We start from the raw sequence: 21,126 nt of genomic DNA, 5'->3' as shown, positions 1-21,126 counted from the left end.
CACACTTGTATCGCAAGTAAGATGCCAATATTTCAAGTTATTTTTGGCAGTTCAGGGAGTAATATGACCCTATTTAAACAAGCTGTGAGACAAGTTGGGCTATTTTCATGAAAGTAAGGGATGTTTTATCCGAAAATGTCTAAAGTCTAATGCTAATTTCTAAAGGCTGGGATGAGGTGTCAGCCGACCTATTGCAGGGCCGGTCGGCTGACGATAGGACACTCATGGGAGGATGAATGTCCTAATTACGCTCGATTGTGCTTAGCTATTTCGCGTGCTTCTCTCCTTTCTTGTTCTTCATTGGATCGCCGTCGTAACCCAGAGCTTGCCAGTTCATGCGAGTGCCTTTCTTATGGCAATCCTTACACTTGAGCGACTCCTCTTTAGGAGAGACCATGTGGTTGATACGCCACCACATCTCAGTTGCGGCAAAACCGTGCTCGCCACTGTATTTAAGCCCCTTCTCTACCATGGCTTCATTGGCTTCCATACCTAGTTTAGCGGCGAGATCCCAGTCAAACTCGGTCCAGTAACCACCTTCACCGAATGTCTTTGGTGAGACAAAGATGTTCAGCTTCTTGTCGTAGATCTGCTTACCCGTATGGACCTTGAAGGGATAGATCTTCGCCTTGGGATCCTTGATATCACCCAGAGGATAGGCCAGCTTGGTTACCTTGGTCGGATCCATTTTGTCACCGGGCATATAGGCATCGGCCTTGCCATTAAACCAGGCATAAGACGGTGTTATCATTTTCTCCCAGACGAAGCTGCCCTTCTTCTTCTTGTAGGTATGCTTGCCGTTTGCATCTACAGTACCTTTCTTGTCCTGGCCTGCAGTTGACCAATCCCAACTTACCTTGGTTGGCTCATTTTTGGCGAAGAACGGAATATGACAGGTCTGACAGGCGACCGTTGCCGTGTGAGTGTTAAGGCGCTTGTTCTTGTGGGGCGCACTATCGTGGCAGTTTTCACAGCCGATATGGTCGATACCACCGGGTGATACCCCCATGGCATTACCTGTGATCTGGTGCTGTTCGGTTGTGTGGCAATCCTGACACTGAAAATCGTTGCCGTCGGTGTCCATATGCACATCGGTGGCCTTGTCGGGGTAGGACATAGATGAGTCCAGATCGCCATGCTTGACACCATCGCCGCCGCCGCCGTAGAAGTGGCAGCTACCGCAGTTATCACGCACGGGGGCACCGACGTTCTGAGCGACTTTTTCAAGATTGACGCTGCTAAATACTTCCCCGGCACGAAGGGGATCTTTAACATAGGTGCCAGTGGTGTCGTGACAAACCAGACAATCGACCTTGGTCATATCGGTAAAGTCGAAGTTATTGTCTTTCCAGCCATAACCGGCATGGCAACCTGTACATCTGGGTTCGTTACCGGAAATGGCAACACAGAAGTTGTTGATGCTATTTTTCTTACCACGTTTCACCGTACGACCCGGAAGCTCTTGTTCCAGTTCCCAGGTCCAATGCGACGACTTCATAAAGTCTTTGGCATGATCTTCATGGCATTCGATGCATTGCTGGGTCACTTGAGTCCCTTCGGTGAAAGGGCCTTCAATATAATCTTTATGTTGATTGGCGGCATTCGCTGGGCTGCTGAGTAGAGACAAACCAGCTAGCGCAAGGGCAAAAGGGATCAGAGTGTGTTTCATATTATTTTTCTCCCACCCCGGCCGAAGCCGGGGGGTTGAGCTGGACTAGAAGTTAACGGTCAAAGACGCGTTGATGTCAAAAGCGGTATCGACCACAGGTAGCATCGAGTAAGCGCTGCCTGCTATAACTTCATCAATATCTTGTGGCGCTCCGACTGGGGTGCCGCTGCCGGTATATTCGAAATCGTAATATAGGCCGGCGAGCTTGATGAACATGCGTGGATTGATATCGAACATGTAGTAGGCTTCACCCACGTGTCCGCGAGTCGCTAACTTGCTTCCGATAGGATCGTCTTGTGCTTGTGTGAATGGTGTCCAGTATTTAGAACCATAGTTATACTCGAGGCCGAACTTACCGTAAGGTGCCGGGATCTGAATACCTGCATAGAAACCGTAACCATCTTTCGCGCCACTGTCATCGGCTGCGCTTGGCATCATGATGATCTCACTACCATCGGCATTGAGTTGAGCTTGAAATACTGCATCACTGAGCATGCCACCGAACATACCGGCATTGCCGTTACCGTCGGCGCGGGTCCATCCACCAGAGAGAAACCACTTCACATCGTTATCTTCTTCGCGAGCGAAACCGATTCCGCCCAGGAACATATCACCAATCACACCACTGGGTTGTACGCGAGTCTCGAAATTAAAGTTGCTGAACTTCTGCATATCCTGGTACATGGTTGGAGCAAAGATACCGGCAAGTTGAGTCGGGAATGCCATGGTGCCTTTGAAGCCATCGTTGACATCTTTGGCGCCGAACAGGGTAAATTGGAGGAAGTTCTTGCCGTCGTTGATCGCATCGATATTGAAGCCGCCAAGGTGAGTATCTTTAGTGACGATATCGCCAAACATCTCGCCGTTGCCGTATTGAGATTCGAAGCCCTGACCATAACAGAAACGAATGACCTGACCTTCTACACCTGTGATGTCACCCAGATGATAGCCCATGGTGGCACCATCGAAGTTGAAGTTCACTAAGTGTCCTGAAGGTGTTCCGCCACGTTTCTCATTTTCACGATACTGGGTTGGCGGGCCATAGGTTGAAGGGCGACGTCCGATAGAGAGGTAAAGTGGTGAGCCACCGATATTCTTCCAGTCGAAATAGGCGCGTTCTACTCTTAACCAGTCACCGCTTGGATTGCCGCCGTTGGTGCCATCCATGGTGAATGAACGCCAGGAGTCGAATACCTGTACGCCCGTTGAATCGCCCCAGTTTTTGAACATACTCAGACGTCCTGCAAAACTGACGTTATCCCATACTTTAGCTTTCAGATTTAGTCTGAGTCTGGTGGTGTAGAATATGTCGTTATCAATATCCTGAGTTGTCTTCTGTGCTAAGACATAAGGCATGATGCCTTGAAGTTGACCGCTCTGAAACGCCGCAGCCAAATTAGGGTCGGCAGCCATCATCTTACCCAGAGGGGAGGCAGGATCGTTTGGCATACCGAATGTGCCAGACATCGCCTTACCGCCGAAGTCGTTGAAGTCCACCTTTATCGCAGGGTTCCAGGTGACATTTTGATAATGGAGTGAGTGTGCCTTGGTACGGAAATCACCGGTGATAAGAATTCTGTCCAGTGCCGAGTGACGTTCATTGTTATCGACACGATCGTTGATATCGTCCAACTCACTGGTGATATCTTCGAGCTGTTTTTTCAGGTCGGCAATCTTTTGATCTTCAGTTTCACCAGCGTATACCGATCCCGATAGCGCCAGTGCATTTGCAACGAGCAGTGATATTAAGGTTCTCATAACATCTCTCCTTGGGAGTGCTCGATCGAGTTTTTGTTCTTGTCGAGTCACTCATGAGTTAAGGTCTTAATTAAGGTCTAAGTCTTGCTTCTATTTACTGAAATCTGACTAACTGTCGACAAATTCAGGTTCAATGTAGGCCTGGGGAATAGCCCCGTATTTCTTGAATTTATCTTTATTAGTAGTTGGTTAGCAGTTAAGTGCTAATCAGATTAACCACAGGTTTGTGGTTGGTCTGAGTCGGCCGCGTGGTCGTAAAGGAACTGCTGAATATCTTTTAGATCCTTTTCAGACACAGCGTCGAAGGCTGCTTGGTCGCCTTTATGTTTCAGACGCTTAAAATAGCGGTCCCATTGACTCATGGTCTTGCTCATAGGAGTAAGCTCTCCGGCTGTGTCACCTTTACTGTGACAAGATTTACATTGCTTCTTGTACAGGTGCTTGCCCTTCTTAGGGTTACCACCATCTGCTGCGTACACCTGAGCACTTAGTGAGAATGCGAGTACGATACATGCGCCTATTGTTATTATCGGTTTCATCATCTTTTCCTTAGTCACTGGAATATGTGACTTACTTATAGTTAGCAGAATGACTCTGCCTTGTTACTAAATTTAGCAAAAAGGAGTAGATGTAAATTTGATGTTGATCACCTTTACAAGAAAAATCTAATTGAACAAAATATCATGAATAAAAATCTAATGGTTTGAACGGTTGCCTGCATTTTATTTGTTTATTATCAGTAGCTTGTGTTTTGTTGCTGATTTTTTACATGAGTAAGTTTTCGTTGTTTTAAACAATTTATAGCTATCCGTGATCACATTTATGCACTTTTGCTATTCCTTTTTATACCAATAATGGAATAACCGAATGTTAGGGGATGGTTACAGAAATAGAGCCGGTTATAGGGGGAAGGGGGGAGGAAGTAAAAATAGCGAGTATAGGTATGGAGTGACGGGGCAAAGTACTTGTTCCCGTCCTCCATTAATTAAAATGCCAATTGCATTTTATATAGGGATTAGTGCTTTAAGGCTGTTGGCGAGTAGGCGCTAATACTATTTCACGAACACAGACACTCTGTGGTTGCTCGAAGGCAAATAGAGCTGCGTCAGCTACGGCTGTTGGTTCGATGACGCCGCCCATGAACTCTTTCCACTCTTGATATCCGGCTTTAATTTCTTCACTGGTGGTGTGGCTAAGCAATGCTGTCTCAACGGCGCCGGGAGCGATGGTGACCAGACGTACGTCATCCATGGCAACCTCTTCACGAATATTCTCAGTCAATGCATGTACCGCAAATTTAGTGGCGCAGTAAGCCGCATGGTTGGGGAAGGTTTTACGGCCCGCAATTGAGCTGACATTGATGATGGTGCCCGTTTTACGTGCCTTCATATCGGCCAGTACAGCGTGGATGCCGTTGAGTACCCCCATCACGTTGATGTTGAGCATTTGAGCCCACTCTGCAGGGTCTTGAGTATCGGCCTGACCGAGTAGCATCACACCTGCATTGTTAATCAGGCCGCCCACAGGGCCGAACTTTTCAACCGCTGAAGCGATCGCTGTCTTAATTGCCTCGCCATCGGTGACATCGACGCTGACGCATAAGCTATTTTCAAGCTCGAGTGCTTGCATAGGCTCGGTACGTCGTGCCAGTAACAATAATGGGTGACCCTTGGCACTAAATGCTTTTGCCATTGCCGCGCCGATGCCCGAAGATGCACCAGTAATTACGATAAGTTGTTTCATGATTTCTGTCCCGTTCACTCAGGCCGGTTAGCCGGACTGAGTAGTAACTTGATTGATGAGCTCTTGTTTAAAGAACATAAGTGTTTAATGGCTAGTTGTTTAAGGACTAGCTGTTTAATGGAGCCATTATAGTGACAGGCTCATTGTTGATATATAATCCGCAGAGAACATGATTGTTTACGTATGGCTTCTAATTGCCTGTGTGAACTAATGCTTAAACGTAAGTACTTAAACTAATCTTTAAACATAAGTGCTTAAACATGAGTGCTTAATATTAGTAATAAACAGTGGGAACGAGTGATGAACAGCGATCTGAATCTTGCGGATATACGCGCCTTTACTGTGATTGCCAAACAGGGCAGTTTTACTCAGGCTGCCGAGGTGCTGGGCTGCTCTCGCTCTCATCTGTCTAAGCAGCTATCCCAATTAGAGCATTTTCTCGGCGTGAGCCTCATCACCCGTACGACCCGTGCCCAGCGATTAACCGAGCAGGGACAGCAATTTTTTGAGCAGTGTCAGGCCGCATTGGAAACCATAGATAGCGCGGTGGCGAGCACAGTGGATAACGCCAGGCATCTGCAAGGGCAGATCAATATCAACTGCGTCGGAGGAGTTATCGGTGAGGAGATCGTCACCGCCTTGGTGAATGACTTTATCGCGCTCTATCCGGATATCAGTGTTAATCTCGATTTCAGTAGTCAGAGAGTCGATCTGGTGGTTGATGAGTTTGATCTCGTGTTTCGCATGGGGGATCTAGAAGATTCGGGTATCGTTGCCCGTAAGCTGATGAGCATAGAAAATATGACCATGGCCTCACCTCTGTATCTCGAGAGACACGGATACCCTCAGCACCCTAAAGCGCTTAAAGATCACCTCTGTATCACAGGCTCTATCGATCACTGGTTGTTCGAGCAGGAGTCAAACCCCAAGAACAAGGTCGAGGTTGCCATCAAGGGGGGATTTAGGTGCAAGAATGGTCGCGCCATGAAGGCGAGTGCGCAAGCGGGCAACGGAATTGTGAGGCTGCCTAAACTCTACTGCCCACAGGAGTTAGCCAATGGTGAGCTGGTGTCAGTATTTGAAGACTGGCGGGTTGCCGATACACCATTTTATCTGCTTTATCACAAGGACAGGTTTCAGCCTGCCAGGCTAAAGGCCTTCGTCTCCTTCGCGACTCAAAACTTTATGGAGTATGTTCAGTAAGCAGCGACTCCACGCCTGTGATGCCAAAGTATTGCACCGAACGTTTAACCGAGATCTTCTTAGCAATCAACTCACCATTTTTGAAGATCTTTACCACCTTCTTACCGCCTTTATCATCGGCAGAATATTCATGATCGTCGTTGAGTCGCAGATCGTCGAACTGACTTTTCATTATGAGATGCATAAATTCCCCTCTCTCACGTTATGACCTTTTGGCTTAGCGATACAGTTCATATCTATGAATATAAACCATATATACCAATCGGCATATAGGAGATTAGTGAGTCATTTTTATGGGTGATAAAATCGTGAGAGACGGCCCTGCCCCCCGGTTCCTCTGTGGCCACCCCCTGTTATTAAGACATCTATTATCCGATTGCAATTTCCTGTGTCAATATGACTTATCGCTGTCATTACTACAGTTTATCTAGTTGTCTTTATGACACTTGTTGTCGATGGGTAATTTGCAAAACCCTTTAAATATAGTCAGTTAAAAACTTGGCCTGGCTTGTGCTATAGAGAAGCTAAGTTTAATAATTTTAGTATTTTTGAGGTTTAATAATGGCTATTCATGTCAAGAACAATATCCAGTGGGTCGGGCAACGTGATTGGGAAGTTCGTGATTTTCACGGCACTGAATATAAAACTGAGAAAGGCACCAGTTATAACAGTTATCTGATCCAAGAAGAGAAAACTGTGCTGATCGATACCGTCGATCATAAGTTCAGCCATGAGTTCGTACAAAACTTAGAGCTGGAGATCGATCTGAAAAAGATCGATTATATCGTCATTAATCACGCCGAAGAAGATCACGCCGGCGCCCTGGCGGTCTTGTTGGCAAAGATCCCCGGTACGCCGATCTACTGCACCGAAAATGCCATCGACTCTATCACAGGACATCACCACCACCCGGAGTGGAACTTCCATACCATCAAAACCGGCGATAGCTTAGATATTGGTAATGGTAAGCAATTGGTCTTCATCGAGACTCCCATGCTGCATTGGCCCGATAGCATGATGACCTATATGACCGGCGATGCCGTACTGTTCAGTAACGATGCCTTCGGTCAGCATTACTGCGACGAGCGCCTGTTTAACGATGAGGTGGATCAGACTGAGTTGATGGATCAGTGTCTGCGCTATTATGCAAACATTCTCACCCCCTTCAGCCCGTTGGTGACCTCGAAGATCCATGAAGTACTCGGCTTCAACCTCCCAGTCGATATGATTGCCACCGCCCATGGTGTGGTATGGCGCGAGGATCCGACACAGATTATCCACAAATATCTGGAGTGGGCCGACGAATATCAGGAGGATCGCATCACCATCTTTTACGACTCCATGTCTAATAATACTCGCATGATGGCGGATGCCATCGCTCAGGGGATCCATGATGTGGATCCCAGCGTTGCGGTGAAGATTTTTAACGTCTCCCGTCACGATAAGAATGAGATCCTCTCTAACCTGTTCCGCTCCAAGGGAGTGCTGGTGGGCTCATCGACCATGAATAATGTCATGATGCCGAAGGTGGCCGGCATGCTGGAGGAGATCACCGGACTGCGTTTTAAAAACAAGAAGGCCGGCGCCTTCGGCAGCTTCGGCTGGAACGGCGGCGCGGTAGATCGCATTCACGCTCGCCTGACCGATGCCGGATTTGAAACCCTGTTAGGGTTGAAGACCAAGTGGAAGCCGGATGGTAAGGCGCTGCTGGAGTGTCGTGAGCACGGTAAACAGGTGGCGCGTCAATGGGCTCTGCATCCGCTGGAAAGTGTGGATACTAAGCAGGCAGCACCCGTCAATGAGCCCCTATTGAACGAAGAGGAGGCATCACAGTCTGATGTTAAGGCCCAAGCGTCAACGGCCTGTGTGGATGCGGCAGCGGGACAAAGCATGCTGTGCAGCGTCTGTCAGTGGGTTTACGACCCGGTACTGGGCGAGCCTAATCAGGATATCGCCCCCGGAACCGAGTGGAGCGACGTGCCAGAGACCTTCCTCTGCCCGGATTGTAGCTTAGGTAAGGGGGTGTTTGACCCCATTAGCGACGAGGTGGCTGCATGAGTCAGCCTATCGTTATCATAGGCAGCGGCTTCGCGTCCTATCAGTTAGTGAAGACGATACGCAGGCAAGATAGCCAGCAGGCGATCACCGTGATCACCGCCGATAGTGGTGATGACTATGCAAAACCTGATCTGAGTCATGTGTTCACTAAGGGACAATCGGCCGAAGATCTGATCAAGATGAGCGCCGATGAGTTTGCCAAGAGCCATGATATAACCCTGTTGCGTCATAGCCGGGTCGAGAGTATAGATGCGGCGCAAAAGACATTACGCTGCAATGGCGAGACTATTGTCTACGGCCAGCTGGTGCTGGCGACGGGGGCCAAGGCTTTCGTGCCTCCCATCGACGGAGACGCGGCAGAGCGTATCATCACACTCAACGGCTTGGAGGAGTACCGGGGTGCTCAGGCGGAGCTTGCGAAGGCAAAGTCTGTGCTGGTGATCGGAGCCGGTCTTATCGGCAGTGAGATCGCTATGGATCTGGCGAGCGCCGACAGACACGTGATATTAACCGACCGGGCCGAGACATTGCTTCCCGGTCTGTTACCCGGCTTTATCTCTTCGCAGCTGTTTCAGTCTTTGGGAAATCAAGGGGTGAAACTAGAGCTGGGGACGCTAGTCGAGCAGTTGCAGCAAGGTGGAGAGCATATATCAGTCAGGTTGAGAAACGGACATGAATACTTTGTCGATGCTGTGGTATGTGCGGCGGGCCTGAAACCCAATATTCAACTGGCCCTTGAGGCGGGTCTGAAAACCAATCGCGGTATCGTGGTGGATCGCCAGCTGCGAACCTCGACGGCAGATATTTTTGCTCTGGGGGACTGCGCAGAAATAGAGGGGCATCTGCTGCCATTTCTGCAACCGATATTGATGAGCGCCAATGCCCTGGCTAAAACCTTACTGGGTCAGGACAGCGATGTGACGCTACCGCCTATGATGGTCAAGGTGAAGACACCACATCTGCCCATACAGTTAAGTGGTAACACCAGCCGCGCCGACGCAAACTGGCAGATGAATGCAAACAGTGAGGGGATGACGGCCAGAGCCTTCGATGAAGAGAAAAAGCTGATTGGTTTCGTCGTTACCGGCGGGCATATGAAGCAGGCATTTTCTCTGTTGCGCGAGCTTCCGCCCAGGATTTAATACACCAGATAACAATGTGTTATATATGGTTTTTGATAATTAATATTTGTTTTTATAGAGTTTAAAGAGAGGTTTTTATGAGTCATCTACGTATTCCGGCCAATTGGACCATACAGCGTTCGACGCCATTTTTTACCAAGTCCAATGTACCTGCGGCCCTCTTGTCCCACCACAATACCGCCGAAGGGGTGTTTGGTCAGCTGTGCGTCATGGAGGGGGTGGTTACCTACTTCGGTTTTGCCGATGAAGATGCAAAGGAGCATGAGGTGAAGGTCGTCATAGAAGCGGGAAGTTTCGCTACCAGTCCGCCGCAATACTGGCACCGTATCGAGCTGTCAGACGATGCGCAGTTCAACATAAATTTCTGGTCCGAAGAGGATAAAGGCGACAGCCCTCTGTTTAATGCCAGGAAATAGATCTTATACAAAAGAAAGTATGACTTATTGCCGGGATCAGGGATGATTCCGGCGATGTAATTTGACCTGTTCTCACCTCCCTTCTCCTCTGTTTCTCAGCCCTATTCGAACTGTACATTAGATAAATATCACATTTCTATTTTGTAGAATAGAGATTTCATTGCACCAGATCACACTCACCTTGCCTATGTGGTTTACCACAATATCCCTTAATTTTGTAAGGGATAACAATAGTCTCAAGCTTCTGAGTTGGCCTGTCAGGCCCGAGTAGAGGCATCAAACTAATAACAGTGTTAAACAGTGAGTGATTTCATCTTCCACTGGAAGTTGATGGAGGTAACCATGATTAAGCTCGATAGGCGGAACTTTTTAAAAGGAGCTGGGGCGGGAAGCGCAACGTGCGCTCTGGCAACTATGCTACCGGGATCTTTAGCAGCATTAGAAAATGCACCACTTCAAGGAGTGGGTAAGGAGGTCGCCAGTATCTGTGAGATGTGCTCTACCCGCTGCCCGATTTCGGCGCGTGTGGTCGATGGAAAAAATGTATTTATTACGGGTAATAAGGAGGCAAAGTCCTTCGGTGGCAAGGTGTGTGCCAGAGGTGGTGCCGGTCATAGCCTGCTCTATGATCCACAACGGATCGTCAATCCACTTAAGCGTGTGGGTGAGCGTGGTGAAGGCAAGTGGGCCGAGATCAGCTGGGATGAAGCCTATGAGATGATGGCGACTAACCTGAACCGGATTAAGCGTGAGCATGGCCCGGAGGCTGTGGCATTTTCCTCCAAGAAAGGTTCGCTCTCAGGTCACTTCTTCCATCTGGCCAAGGCATTCGGCAGCCCGAATACCTTTACCCATGGCTCGCTTTGCCCGGGAGCCTATGTGATTGCCGCCAAGTCCATGTTTGGAACTAAGTTGAAACGGGATCTGGGGAACTCTAAGTACATCATTAACTTCGGTCACAATATCTATGAAGGCATCAACATGTCTGAGACCCGTGGCATGATGAAGGCGCAATCAGAAAGAGGTGCCAAGCTGGTGGTCTTCGAGCCGCGCTTCTCTGTGGTTGCCGATAAGGCCGATGAGTGGCACGCAGTGCGCCCAGGAACCGATGTGGCAGTGGCGCTGGCACTGTGTCATGTGCTGATCACCGACAAGCTGTATGACCAATCCTTCGTTGAGCGCTATGTGGTCGGTTTCGACGCCTTTGCTGCCGAAGTCAAAGCCTATACACCTGAGTGGGCCGAGGGTATTACCGACGTGAAGGCGAAAGATATCCGCCGCATCGCCCATGAGTTATCCGCTGCAGCCCCTCATGCCGTGGTTGATTTCGGACACAGAGCGACATTCACCACCGAAGAGTTTGATATGCGCCGTGCGATTTTTGCCGCCAACGTACTTATCGGTAATATCGAGCGTAAAGGTGGGCTATATCTGGGCAAGAAGGCTAAGACCTATAACAAGTTTGCCGGTGAAACTGTGGCGCCCAAGTTAGCCAAGCCTGGCGTGGAAGGCATGCCTAAGCCGACGGCCAAACGCATCGATCAGATGGATAAACAGTACACCATGGTGTGGAAAAATGGTGGAGTTTACCAGAGCATTCTCGCCGCGACGCTGGAGGCTAAGCCCTATCAGTTACGCGGTTGGGTAATGAGCCGTACTAACCCGATGCAGACTATGACAGATAGAGCTAAAGTGCTGGAAGCGCTCAAAAAAATGGAGTTTGTTGCCGTCTGTGATGTTTACATCAGTGAGACAGCCGCCTATGCGGATCTTATTCTGCCCGAATCTACTTACCTGGAACGTGATGAAGAGATAGCCGATAAATCCGGCAAGAATCCAGCCTACTACCTGCGTCAACGAGTGGTAGAAACCATAGGTAATACCAAGCCTTCCTGGCAGATATTTAAGGAGGTTGGTGATGCGTTGGGCTTAAGTAAGTTTTATCCCTGGGAGAATATGGAGACCTTGCAACTGGCTCAAATGAAGCGGGATGACAAGGCATTGAGACACATCAGGGAGAAGGGCTATGTCAGCTATGGTAAGCCATTGATGTTGCGTGAGCCCTCCATGGTGTCCAAGTTTATCGATACCTATGCCAATGCCAGAACAGCCGATGATGATGGCACCTATGCCAGCGCACTTAAGTTTAAGACACCCAGCGGAAAAATTGAGTTGAGCTCGGCGGCTGTCGAGGCATTTGCACCGGGACGTGGAGTGATTCGTTACCGCGATGCCCAGCTTAAGCGAGCCGATGAACTTTACTTCATTCAGGGCAAGGTTGCCGTACATACCAATGGGGCGACTCACAACGTGCCTATGCTTGCCAACCTAATGGCTGATAATGCGGTCTGGATCCATCCACTAACAGCTGGACGACTGGGGATCAGTCATGGTGATGCTATTCGCCTGACCAGTAGTGTCGGTAGTGAAACCAGTTATGCCATGGTCACTCCGGGGATCCGTCAGGATACCGTGTTTGCATATATGGGATTTGGTTCCAAAAACAAGGAGTTGGTCAGGGCTTCAGGTAAAGGACTACATTGCGGAAATCTGTTGCCGGATAGAACGGCTCCCGTTGTTGGTATGAACTTGCACACCACAGGTGTCAAGGTAGAAAAGGTCTAATCGGAGGCAGTTATGAATAAACGTTATGTAATGGTGCACGATGAAAACAAGTGCATCGGCTGCCAGGCCTGTAATGTGGCGTGTCGCAGTGAAAATGGAACCCCTGAGGGAGTGACACGCTTGCAAGTCAGGGTGGAAGGACCATTTGGGGATGCGCCAAACCTGCATTTTAAGTACCACAGGGTATCGTGTCAGCAGTGTGAAGATGCACCTTGTGTCAAGGTTTGTCCGACCGGAGCCGCCTATGTTGGCGAGGACGGCATAGTTACCATTAAGGAAGATAAGTGTGTTGGCTGCATGTATTGTGTGGCGGCTTGTCCTTACAAGGTACGTTTCGTCAACCCGGAAACCAAGGCAACAGATAAGTGTAATTTCTGTAAAGACACTCGATTGGCTCGTGGCGAGTTACCGGCCTGCGTTACTGTTTGTCCGACCGATGCGTTGACATTCGGCGATGCCAATGAGCCTGACAGTGAGGTTGCCAAGTTACTCAATACTAAGCCAAGTTATCAGGATAAGATTCACCTCGGCACTAAGCCCAGGATCTATCGTATTCCGACTAAGAGAGGGGGGATAGAGTCATGAACAATACATGGGGAGATATGGCGCAATACGATCCGGTCACATGGAACTGGGTCATCGCAGTTTATCTGTTTATGGCAGGCCTGTCGGCCGGTAGCGTGCTGATCGGCATAGGCATGCGCTGGTACAGTAAAGATAAGCTAACGGAGAGTCCGATCCTTAAGGCGGCGGCAATTATCGGTCCGGTGGCGATTAGCTTAGGTCTGGCATGTCTGGTGTTCGACTTGACTAAGCCTTTCCACTTCTGGGTTATCCTGGTCAACTATAATTTCCAGTCGGTGATGGCGCTTGGTGTGCTGGCGCTTTTGGTCTACACGCCCTTAGGTATCGCCTATGGTCTAATCGTGCTGCGAGACGAGTTGCCCAAATGGGGACTAGGCTTCCTGAGCCCGGTTGCACATATGCTGATGGGCTGGCGTAAGGCGATTGAAGTGATGCTGTTTATACTGGCTGTCGGTGTCGGTGCATATACAGGCTTTTTGATCTCGGCGATGAATGCTTACCCTATGCTCAATACGGCTGTATTGCCGGCGCTCTTCCTGGTTTCGGGATTATCGGCCGGCGCGGCGGCAAACTCTGTGGTTGCTCTGTTGATGTTCAAAGTCGATAACCATGATAAAGAGCTTAGCCGGATGCATGCCCTGGAATTACCAGTGATGGCAACTGAGATCATGTTCCTGTTCATGTTGTTCTGCGCCTTGTACTTCAAGGGGGGGGCTGCAGCTCTGGCGCTGGCATCTCTCACCACAGGTGTGTGGGCAGGGGTGTTCTGGATTGGTGTCGTGGGTATCGGCTTCGGCGTTCCTCTGCTGTCTATGCTGATGCCTACGGCTACACGCCACACTAAAGGTGCGATGTTGATGGTGGCTTGTTCAGGGTTAACCGGAGTGTTGGCATTGCGTCATTTCATTCTTTACGCCGGACAGAGTTACATTTACTAGCTTTAGAATAGTTTTCACTATCAGCTGAGCCCGGACGTAATATCCGGGCTTTTTTACTGACAGAGAAATTAGCCGTTTCTACACAAAGGCACACTCAGCAAAATTCTGGCTATTAATCATCATGTCCTAAATTTGTACCAAGATACTTACCGCTTCGATTTTACTGCCCGGTAATTGTTTCGCTGTTTTGCAAAAAAGATTAATTTCAATCGATTAGTTTTCATGGATACAAATGGTGAAATACTATTTGAATTATTTAGCAATTAACTTAGCTAAATTTGTTTGTTTTTTTTAACGTTTATCGCACACGATTTTAATTGTTGAGCTATCTTTAAATTCGACTGTCTTATGCTTTTTGGCTTTTGGCTCACCGCACTAAGTCATAGAGGGTATCAATGCAGTAAGAATTAAAATAAAGATAAGGGATGAATGGATGAAAATATCAAAATTAGCCTTGTGCTGTGCTTTATTATTACCTTTCTCCGCATCAGCAGGCCAGCAGTATTATGAGGCTCGTAGCGATGCTATGGGCGGAGCAGGAGTTGCGTCTTCTAACAGAGAAGGGGCGGCGTTTATTAACCCGGCTCTGCTTGCATTACATGCTCCCAAATTTAATGATTTTGTTCTTTTACTGCCAGTATTAGGAGCAGATGGAGCTGATAAAGATCAGATGGTTGATAAGTTCGATGATTTGGAGGCTTCATATGATGGTTTAGATGCGGCGATTTCAGCGGGAGACGCGGCAGCAATAGATAGTTTTCGCGTTGAGTTGATTGGCGATCTCGAGTCGTTAAAAGGTAACACTGCCTATGTGAGTGCCGGGATTGGGGCCTCTGTGGTTATCCCTAATCAAAAGGTCCCAATGGCTGTTTTCTATAAGAGTTATATCGATGCCATTGGTGTCGCCGTTGTAGAGCAATCAGATATAGACGAATTAACTGCACTTGATCCCAATAATCCCCCCGAGATTTCAGATCTGGACTCCCAAGGCGCTGTCATTGCTGGTGCAGTTTCTGACTTTGGAGTGGCATTAAGCTTTCCTCTTTCTATCGTTAATATGCCGGTTATGGTTGGGGTGTCCCCTAAGCTTCAGCGCATAGATACCTATAACTATGTGGTGAGTGCGAATAACTTCGATTCAAGTGATTTCAATGATTCTAAGTACAGAAATGATGAGACGACATTTAATCTGGATATTGGTGTGGCCATGGAGCCAGTAGAGGGACTTGTTCTAGGGTTATCTGGTCGTAACTTAATTAGCAAAGATGTGGAAACTGTTGAAGCTCAAGGACGAAGATTCACTTATCAGGTTGAACCCCTGTTTACCGCAGGTGTTGCCTATGATTGGGATAAGCTCACATTTACATCGGATATCGATCTTAATTCTCATAAGCGTTTCGATGAGATAGGCGGGACTCAGTACTGGCGCTTAGGTGGGGAGATGAGAGCGACGGATTGGTTGGCACTGCGTCTGGGTTACCGACACGATATGAAGGATAATACTTCGAACATTTACTCTTTAGGTACCGGCTTTGCGATTGGGCAGGTTTTTTATCTGGATTTAACTGGCATGGTTGGCAGCGATGATGCGATAGGCGGTGTACTGCAAACCTCTTATCATTTTTAAAGCAGTCATGAGCTAAAGATAGGGCAAAGAAAGTTGTAAGCTGTAAGTCAGAGATTAAACTGCTGGATTCTGAAATAAATTCAGAATGACAACAGACAAAACTCTGTTTTACTTACCGCTTACCGCTTACCGCTTACCGCTTACCGCTTACCGTTTCTTACTTTTACTTCCTATAGTTCCGCTATCGACTTTATGGTCAACACCAAGGCACTCACAGAGCAGAGTAGTAGAGTTATTTTTCTGGTTTTATTTTTATCTATATAGCCAACCAAGCGTCCCGAGACCAGATAGCCCAATATCACTCCAGGCAATAACATCAGTGACAACCATAGGTGTTCGATAGTCAATAACCCGGTTATGGCTAAGATCACCAGAGCGATCGTGGAGCTAAAGATAAAGAAAGCCGAGAGTGCGGCCCGAAACTGCTTTGCATCTCTGCCTGAAAGCAATATCGCCATAGGTGGCCCTCCGATAGCGGCAACGTTGCCGAATATTCCTGATACGAATCCGGCGGCAAATAAGCTTTTGCGATTAACCTTTAAGTTGAACTTTAGCAGACTGAGAATGACGGCTGCGGCAACGATTGAGGCTATTGCCAGCCCCAGAACGGGCTGAGGGGCAAATATCAGTAAGGCTGCCCCAAGAAAACCGCCTGGAATACGGCCGAGCAGAGCATATTGCAACCCGTTAAATTCCAGAGAGGTACGTTCCCTGAAGAGTGTCAGCAATGAAATAGAAAACCCCATAAAAATAACGGGAGCCGGCACCAGTTGTGGATCGACGAGATAGAGTAAGGGGGTTGCCACGACAGCAAGACCGAAACCGATAAGACTTTGGGTGAGGGCACCGAAGAAGATGATGATCGAGGCTAAGAGTAAGCTGGTTGGGTCGATTATTGAAAGCACTGCATCTTCTCTCGGTTAAGCCTGTAGGTAATGTTATTGAAAAGCAATCTATCTTAAATCATGAACGACAGAAACAGACAGGGATCGCATAGCGATCCCTGAAACTGACTGAACAAGTATTTAATGAAATTGGTGTTACTCTACATCTTCCCACTCAATTCCCATCTCATCCATCAAACGTTTCACCTCGGCCGGAATACTGTCTGGCTTATCTTTAGACAGGTCTTCATCATTTGGTAACGGCTGACCGGTATAGGCATGTAAAAATGCTTCACACAGGAGTTCACTGTTAGTAGCGTGGCGCAGGTTATTGACCTGACGACGAGTACGCTCATCCGTCAGAACCTTAAGCACTTTCAAGGGAATTGACACGGTAATCTTCTTTACCTGTTCATTCTTCTTGCCGTGTTCAGCATATGGGCTGATATAATCGCCATTCCACTCAGTCATTGACTCACCTGTAAATTCAAAATTCGGGGCAGATTTTAACCCTTTAATTTGTACAGTCAAATTATTGCCTCTTATTTGCGACAATTGCAAATAGATTTCTATATGTTTGGACGTCTAAATGGCTATAAGTTGTTGACGACGGCTTTTAGCTTAGGTACATTTAGACGTCCAGACATCTATTTGTGTCAATTGAAATGAAGTATGATGTTCAGTAAATAGTTTAGGAGATGTAGATGACCGAACGTAAGTTAGCCACAATTGCAGTCCGTCAAGGGATTGAGTCCGATACTCAGCATGGTGCGGTCGTACCACCAATCTACCTTTCTACTAATTACTCTTTTGACGGACACAAGAATCCCAGAGATTTTGATTATAGTCGTTCGGGTAATCCGACCCGTTCAATCCTTGGTGATGCGATCGCCGGATTAGAAAAGGGGGCTACAGGCGTTGTGACCTGCACAGGGATGGCCGCAATTACCCTGGTGACGAGTCTGTTAGGTCCCGATGATCTGTTGGTGGTCCCCCATGACTGCTATGGTGGTAGCTACCGTCTGTTTACCAATTTAGCGAAGAAAGGCCAGTTTAAGTTGGCTGTTATCGACCAGACCGATGAATTAGCCCTGAAGGATGCCATAGCGCAGCAGCCTAAGATGGTCTGGCTTGAGACACCTTCGAACCCACTGTTGCGCGTGGTTGATATCGAGGCTATCGCGACAGCGAGTCATGCCGTCGGGGCTCTCGTTGTGGTAGACAACACTTTCCTTTCTCCTATCTTGCAACAACCACTGCTGCTCGGGGCGGATATCGTGATTCACTCTACGACCAAATACATCAACGGACACAGTGATGTGGTTGGCGGCGCCGTGGTGGCTAAAGACGAGGAGTTAGGGGAGTTACTGCACTGGTGGTCAAATACCTTAGGCTTGACCGGCTCGGCGTTCGATAGCTACCTGACATTGCGCGGTATTCGTACTCTTGCAGTACGCATTCGAGAGCATCAGGCGAACGCCCAAAGAGTACTGGATACGCTGACAGCGAGTAGTGCTGTCGAAAAAGTATATTATCCGGGATTAAAAGATCATCCTGGTCATGAGATCGCCGCGAAACAACAAAAAGGCTTCGGCGCAATGTTAAGTTTCGAACTAAAGGGGGGGGAAGCCGAATTAGTGGCCTTCCTCGGGAAACTTAGCGTGTTCTCCGTCGCAGAAAGTTTAGGTGGGGTAGAGAGTTTAGTCGCGGTTCCTGCGACAATGACCCATAGAGCAATGGAGCCTGAGGCTCGAGCCGAAGCCGGGGTGAAAGATACCCTTATCCGTCTTTCTGTAGGAATTGAAGATGCAGATGATTTAGTTGCTGATATACAGGCTGGACTTGCTGCGGCATTGGCCGTTACTAAATAGGAGTTTGAAATGGCGCGTTGTCATTTGCATAAATTTGGTGGTTCCAGTCTGGCGGATGCCGATTGTTACCGTCGTGTGGCTCATATCCTTCTCACGCACGGCAATAGCGACGATCTTGTCGTAGTCTCCGCCGCAGGTAAGAGCACCAACTTTCTTTATAAATTATTAGAGTTAAAAAATACGGCTCAGCCCTGGCAGGAAGAGCTGCAGGTCTTGATTAGCTTTCAACAAAACCTGATCGAGCAGCTGCTCTCAAATGAGCAGGCGAGAAGCTTAAGAGAACGTTTGTCGATCGATAAATACCAGCTTATCAGCCTGTTTTCACAGGATGAACTGAAGGAGCACGAACGCAGCGAAGTGGTGAGCTTCGGTGAGCGCTGGTCCGCGCGCCTGCTGGCGGCCTTGCTCAGAGAGTCCGGTGTTGCGGCGAGTGATGTCGATGCCAGAACGTTACTATTGGCCGACGAAGGTGGCGTGCCGCAGGTAATGCTAGTCGAGTCCCGTCAGCGAGTTCGGCAAGTACTTAACGACCATCCCAATGAAAGATTAATTATCACGGGGTTCATCTGTGCCAATAGTCGAGGTGAAACTCTGTTGCTGGGACGTAATGGATCCGATTATAGCGCCACCCTTATCGCCAGTCTGGCCTCCATCGAACGGGTGACCATCTGGACTGATGTCGAAGGGGTATTCAATGCCGATCCCAATAAGATCAACGATGCTAAATTGCTGAAAAGCCTCTCCCTGGATGAGGCAAACCGCCTCGCTCATCTGGGCTCGCCGGTACTGCATAATCGATCTCTGCAACCTCTTTTCGATACCGAAGTCAGCTTAGCGGTACGTTCGAGTTATGCATCCCATACCGACTTTACCCTGATTGCGCCCAAGAGTTCTTCGGCCAGTGCGCCAGTGGTGACCAACCTGACCAGTGTGTCGCTATTTAACTTTAGAATCACTACCGAGATCTCCAACTTAGCCGAATTATTGGCAGCGTCTGGACTGACCCCCTTGGCTCATTGGAAGCTTGCCCATGGCCGGGTTGAGCTGGCATTTACCCATGAGAATCAGCAGCAGGTGCGAGCTATCCTCGAATCTGAAGTCCCGGGGGTATCGGATTTGCTACTACGTGAAGATCTTGGTCTGGTCGCCCTCGTCAGCGCGGATGCCGAGCTCTATCGCCGTGGCTTTGCCCGTCTGTTGAGTCGTGATGCCAGGCCTCTATTTAATGACGGCTTGAGTCTGGTGACACTGGTGCCCTCTACGCAAGTGAACCTGTTAACTCAGAAAGTGCACCGTCGTTGTGCCGGTCCACGTAAACGTATTGGTGTGCTCTTGCTGGGTGTGGGAAATATCGGAGAGGCATGGGTCGATCTGTTTACTCGTGCGCGTACGTCCCTGAATAAAGAGTTGGAAGCCAGTGTGGAACTGGTCGGCCTATTGAGTTCAAAGAAAGCCTTGTTGAAAGAGGAGGGGATAGGTTTAGCCTCCTGGAAGCAAGAGTTTGAACAGCAAGCGACTCCTTGGCTTTATGATCATCTGTTTGAACAGCTGCAAGCACTGGATTGTGATGAAATTGTCGCACTGGATATCAGTGCGAGTGCCGAACTGACGCTACAGTACCCTGAATTTTTTGCCCGTGGTATTCACGTGGTAAGTGCAAACAAGCTGGCAGGCTCCGGCCCGCTGGCTTTCTATCGTGAGCTTAAGCAGCAACTGGGTAATCGCAGGCTATTTTGGCGTTATAACGCCAGCTGTGGTGCGGGGTTACCGGTACAGCACGCGTTGAACGATCTACACAACAGCGGCGATAGTATCGAGGCTGTTGGGGGGATCTTTTCAGGAACCCTTTGCTGGTTGTTTGAAAATTACGATGCCAATAAACCCTTCTCTGAGTTAGTACTGGAAGCCAAAGGCTTAGGTATCACCGAGCCCGATCCCCGTGATGACCTTTCCGGCCGTGATATGCAACGTAAGTTGCTAATTCTGGCTCGCGAGATTGGCCATGAGATAGAGCTTGAAGATATTGAACTCAACTCCTTAGTTCCGGCGTCATTAGCCGATATCTCACTGGAACAATTCCTCGGACGCATTACCGAGCTCGATGGTGAGATGCTGCAGCAGTTTCAGACTGCGGCGGAGCAGGATAAGGTGCTGCGTTATGTGGCCGGATTGGATCTGATTGAGGGGCAGTTAAAGGCGTCTGTCGGTATCCAGTGGGTCGATAGAGACCATGCCTATGCCAATCTGACTCCGGGCGATAATGTCTTTGTGATCCGCAGTGCCTTCTATCAGGACAATCCTCTAATTATCAGGGGGCCCGGAGCCGGGCGTGAAGTCACGGCTGCAGCGGTGCAATCGGATCTGGCACAGATCTGCAGGGACCTTTTACAGGAGTAAAAAGGGCGCTTCGCTTCGAGGGCGCTTCGCTTCGAGGGCGCTACGCTTCGAGGATGCTTCGCTTCGAGGGCGCTTCGCTTCGAGGGCGCTTCGCTTCGAGGGCGCTTCGCTTCGAGGGCGCTACGCTTCGAGGGCGCTACGCTTCGAGGGCGCTACGCTTCGAGGGCGCTACGCTTCGAGGGCGCTACGCTTCGAGGATGCTTCGCTTCG

17 protein-coding genes are annotated in these 21,126 nt (G+C 48.8%); 10 read left to right on the top strand and 7 right to left on the bottom strand.

Annotation, left to right across the window (positions count from 1 at the left end):
* Positions 1-265: 265 nt before the first annotated feature.
* The 4 genes from EKG39_RS13510 to EKG39_RS13495 form a co-directional block, all read right to left on the bottom strand.
* Positions 266-1,669 carry a tetrathionate reductase family octaheme c-type cytochrome gene (locus tag EKG39_RS13510; RefSeq protein ID WP_126506269.1) on the bottom strand — a complete coding sequence of 468 codons (1,404 nt, stop codon included), beginning with the start codon at positions 1,667-1,669 and terminating at the stop codon, positions 266-268.
* A 45-nt stretch (positions 1,670-1,714) separates the two neighbouring features.
* Positions 1,715-3,427: a DUF3373 domain-containing protein gene (locus EKG39_RS13505; protein WP_126506268.1), complete on the bottom strand. Its 1,713-nt coding sequence runs from the start codon at positions 3,425-3,427 to the stop codon at positions 1,715-1,717.
* A 212-nt stretch (positions 3,428-3,639) separates the two neighbouring features.
* Complete coding sequence (locus EKG39_RS13500) at positions 3,640-3,969, bottom strand: c-type cytochrome (RefSeq protein ID WP_126506267.1); 330 nt, start codon at positions 3,967-3,969, stop codon at positions 3,640-3,642.
* A 481-nt stretch (positions 3,970-4,450) separates the two neighbouring features.
* Positions 4,451-5,170: an SDR family oxidoreductase gene (locus EKG39_RS13495; RefSeq protein WP_126506266.1), complete on the bottom strand. Its 720-nt coding sequence runs from the start codon at positions 5,168-5,170 to the stop codon at positions 4,451-4,453.
* A 300-nt stretch (positions 5,171-5,470) separates the two neighbouring features.
* Here EKG39_RS13495 and EKG39_RS13490 point away from each other — a divergent pair, with 300 nt between their 5' ends.
* Complete coding sequence (locus tag EKG39_RS13490) at positions 5,471-6,373, top strand: LysR family transcriptional regulator (protein ID WP_126506265.1); 903 nt, start codon at positions 5,471-5,473, stop codon at positions 6,371-6,373.
* Here the strand turns inward: EKG39_RS13490 and EKG39_RS13485 are convergent.
* Positions 6,354-6,557 carry a hypothetical protein gene (locus EKG39_RS13485; RefSeq protein WP_126506264.1) on the bottom strand — a complete coding sequence of 68 codons (204 nt, stop codon included), beginning with the start codon at positions 6,555-6,557 and terminating at the stop codon, positions 6,354-6,356. The genes EKG39_RS13490 and EKG39_RS13485 overlap by 20 nt on opposite strands.
* A 377-nt stretch (positions 6,558-6,934) precedes the next feature.
* Here EKG39_RS13485 and norV point away from each other — a divergent pair, with 377 nt between their 5' ends.
* The 7 genes from norV (at position 6,935) to EKG39_RS13450 (ending at position 15,764) form a co-directional block, all read left to right on the top strand.
* Positions 6,935-8,431: an anaerobic nitric oxide reductase flavorubredoxin gene (gene norV, locus EKG39_RS13480; protein WP_126506263.1), complete on the top strand. Its 1,497-nt coding sequence runs from the start codon at positions 6,935-6,937 to the stop codon at positions 8,429-8,431.
* Entirely contained in the window at positions 8,428-9,573 is a 1,146-nt protein-coding gene (gene norW / locus EKG39_RS13475) for an NADH:flavorubredoxin reductase NorW (protein ID WP_126506262.1), read from the top strand. The genes norV and norW overlap by 4 nt, the downstream gene beginning before the upstream one ends.
* A gap of 77 nt (positions 9,574-9,650) precedes the next feature.
* A complete protein-coding gene (locus tag EKG39_RS13470) occupies positions 9,651-9,989 on the top strand; it encodes a TehB family protein (RefSeq protein WP_126506261.1) in 339 nt (112 codons plus the stop codon).
* Positions 9,990-10,331: 342 nt separating this feature from the next.
* Positions 10,332-12,614, top strand: coding sequence for a thiosulfate reductase PhsA (gene phsA, locus EKG39_RS13465; protein ID WP_126506260.1), 2,283 nt, complete (start codon positions 10,332-10,334; stop codon positions 12,612-12,614).
* A gap of 12 nt (positions 12,615-12,626) precedes the next feature.
* The gene (locus EKG39_RS13460) at positions 12,627-13,199 is read left to right on the top strand and encodes a 4Fe-4S dicluster domain-containing protein (RefSeq protein ID WP_126506259.1); all 573 of its coding nucleotides are present in this window, start codon (positions 12,627-12,629) and stop codon (positions 13,197-13,199) included.
* On the top strand, positions 13,196-14,137 hold the full coding sequence (gene nrfD, locus EKG39_RS13455) for an NrfD/PsrC family molybdoenzyme membrane anchor subunit (protein WP_126506258.1): 942 nt from the start codon (positions 13,196-13,198) through the stop codon (positions 14,135-14,137). The genes EKG39_RS13460 and nrfD overlap by 4 nt, the downstream gene beginning before the upstream one ends.
* A 433-nt stretch (positions 14,138-14,570) precedes the next feature.
* The gene (locus EKG39_RS13450) at positions 14,571-15,764 is read left to right on the top strand and encodes a conjugal transfer protein TraF (RefSeq protein WP_126506257.1); all 1,194 of its coding nucleotides are present in this window, start codon (positions 14,571-14,573) and stop codon (positions 15,762-15,764) included.
* Positions 15,765-15,934: 170 nt separating this feature from the next.
* Here the strand turns inward: EKG39_RS13450 and EKG39_RS13445 are convergent, their stop codons facing one another.
* Together EKG39_RS13445 and metJ are read right to left on the bottom strand one after the other, a co-directional pair.
* A complete protein-coding gene (locus EKG39_RS13445; RefSeq protein WP_126506256.1) occupies positions 15,935-16,669 on the bottom strand; it encodes a sulfite exporter TauE/SafE family protein in 735 nt (244 codons plus the stop codon).
* Positions 16,670-16,804: 135 nt separating this feature from the next.
* Positions 16,805-17,119, bottom strand: a complete 315-nt coding sequence (gene metJ / locus EKG39_RS13440) for a met regulon transcriptional regulator MetJ (RefSeq protein WP_012144376.1) — start codon at positions 17,117-17,119, stop codon at positions 16,805-16,807.
* Positions 17,120-17,352: 233 nt separating this feature from the next.
* On the opposite strand from metJ, the gene metB reads away from it, so the two are divergent.
* Both metB and EKG39_RS13430 read left to right on the top strand, forming a co-directional pair.
* A complete protein-coding gene (metB, locus tag EKG39_RS13435; RefSeq protein ID WP_126506255.1) occupies positions 17,353-18,519 on the top strand; it encodes a cystathionine gamma-synthase in 1,167 nt (388 codons plus the stop codon).
* A gap of 9 nt (positions 18,520-18,528) precedes the next feature.
* Entirely contained in the window at positions 18,529-20,916 is a 2,388-nt protein-coding gene (locus EKG39_RS13430) for a bifunctional aspartate kinase/homoserine dehydrogenase II (RefSeq protein WP_126506254.1), read from the top strand.
* Positions 20,917-21,126 lie beyond the last annotated feature (210 nt).

Origin of the sequence: Shewanella atlantica, from assembly GCF_003966265.1 — a bacterium.
Classification (GTDB): domain Bacteria; phylum Pseudomonadota; class Gammaproteobacteria; order Enterobacterales; family Shewanellaceae; genus Shewanella; species Shewanella atlantica.
Note: the sequence above shows the minus strand (reverse complement) of the source record. Positions and strands in the feature narration are given on the sequence as shown.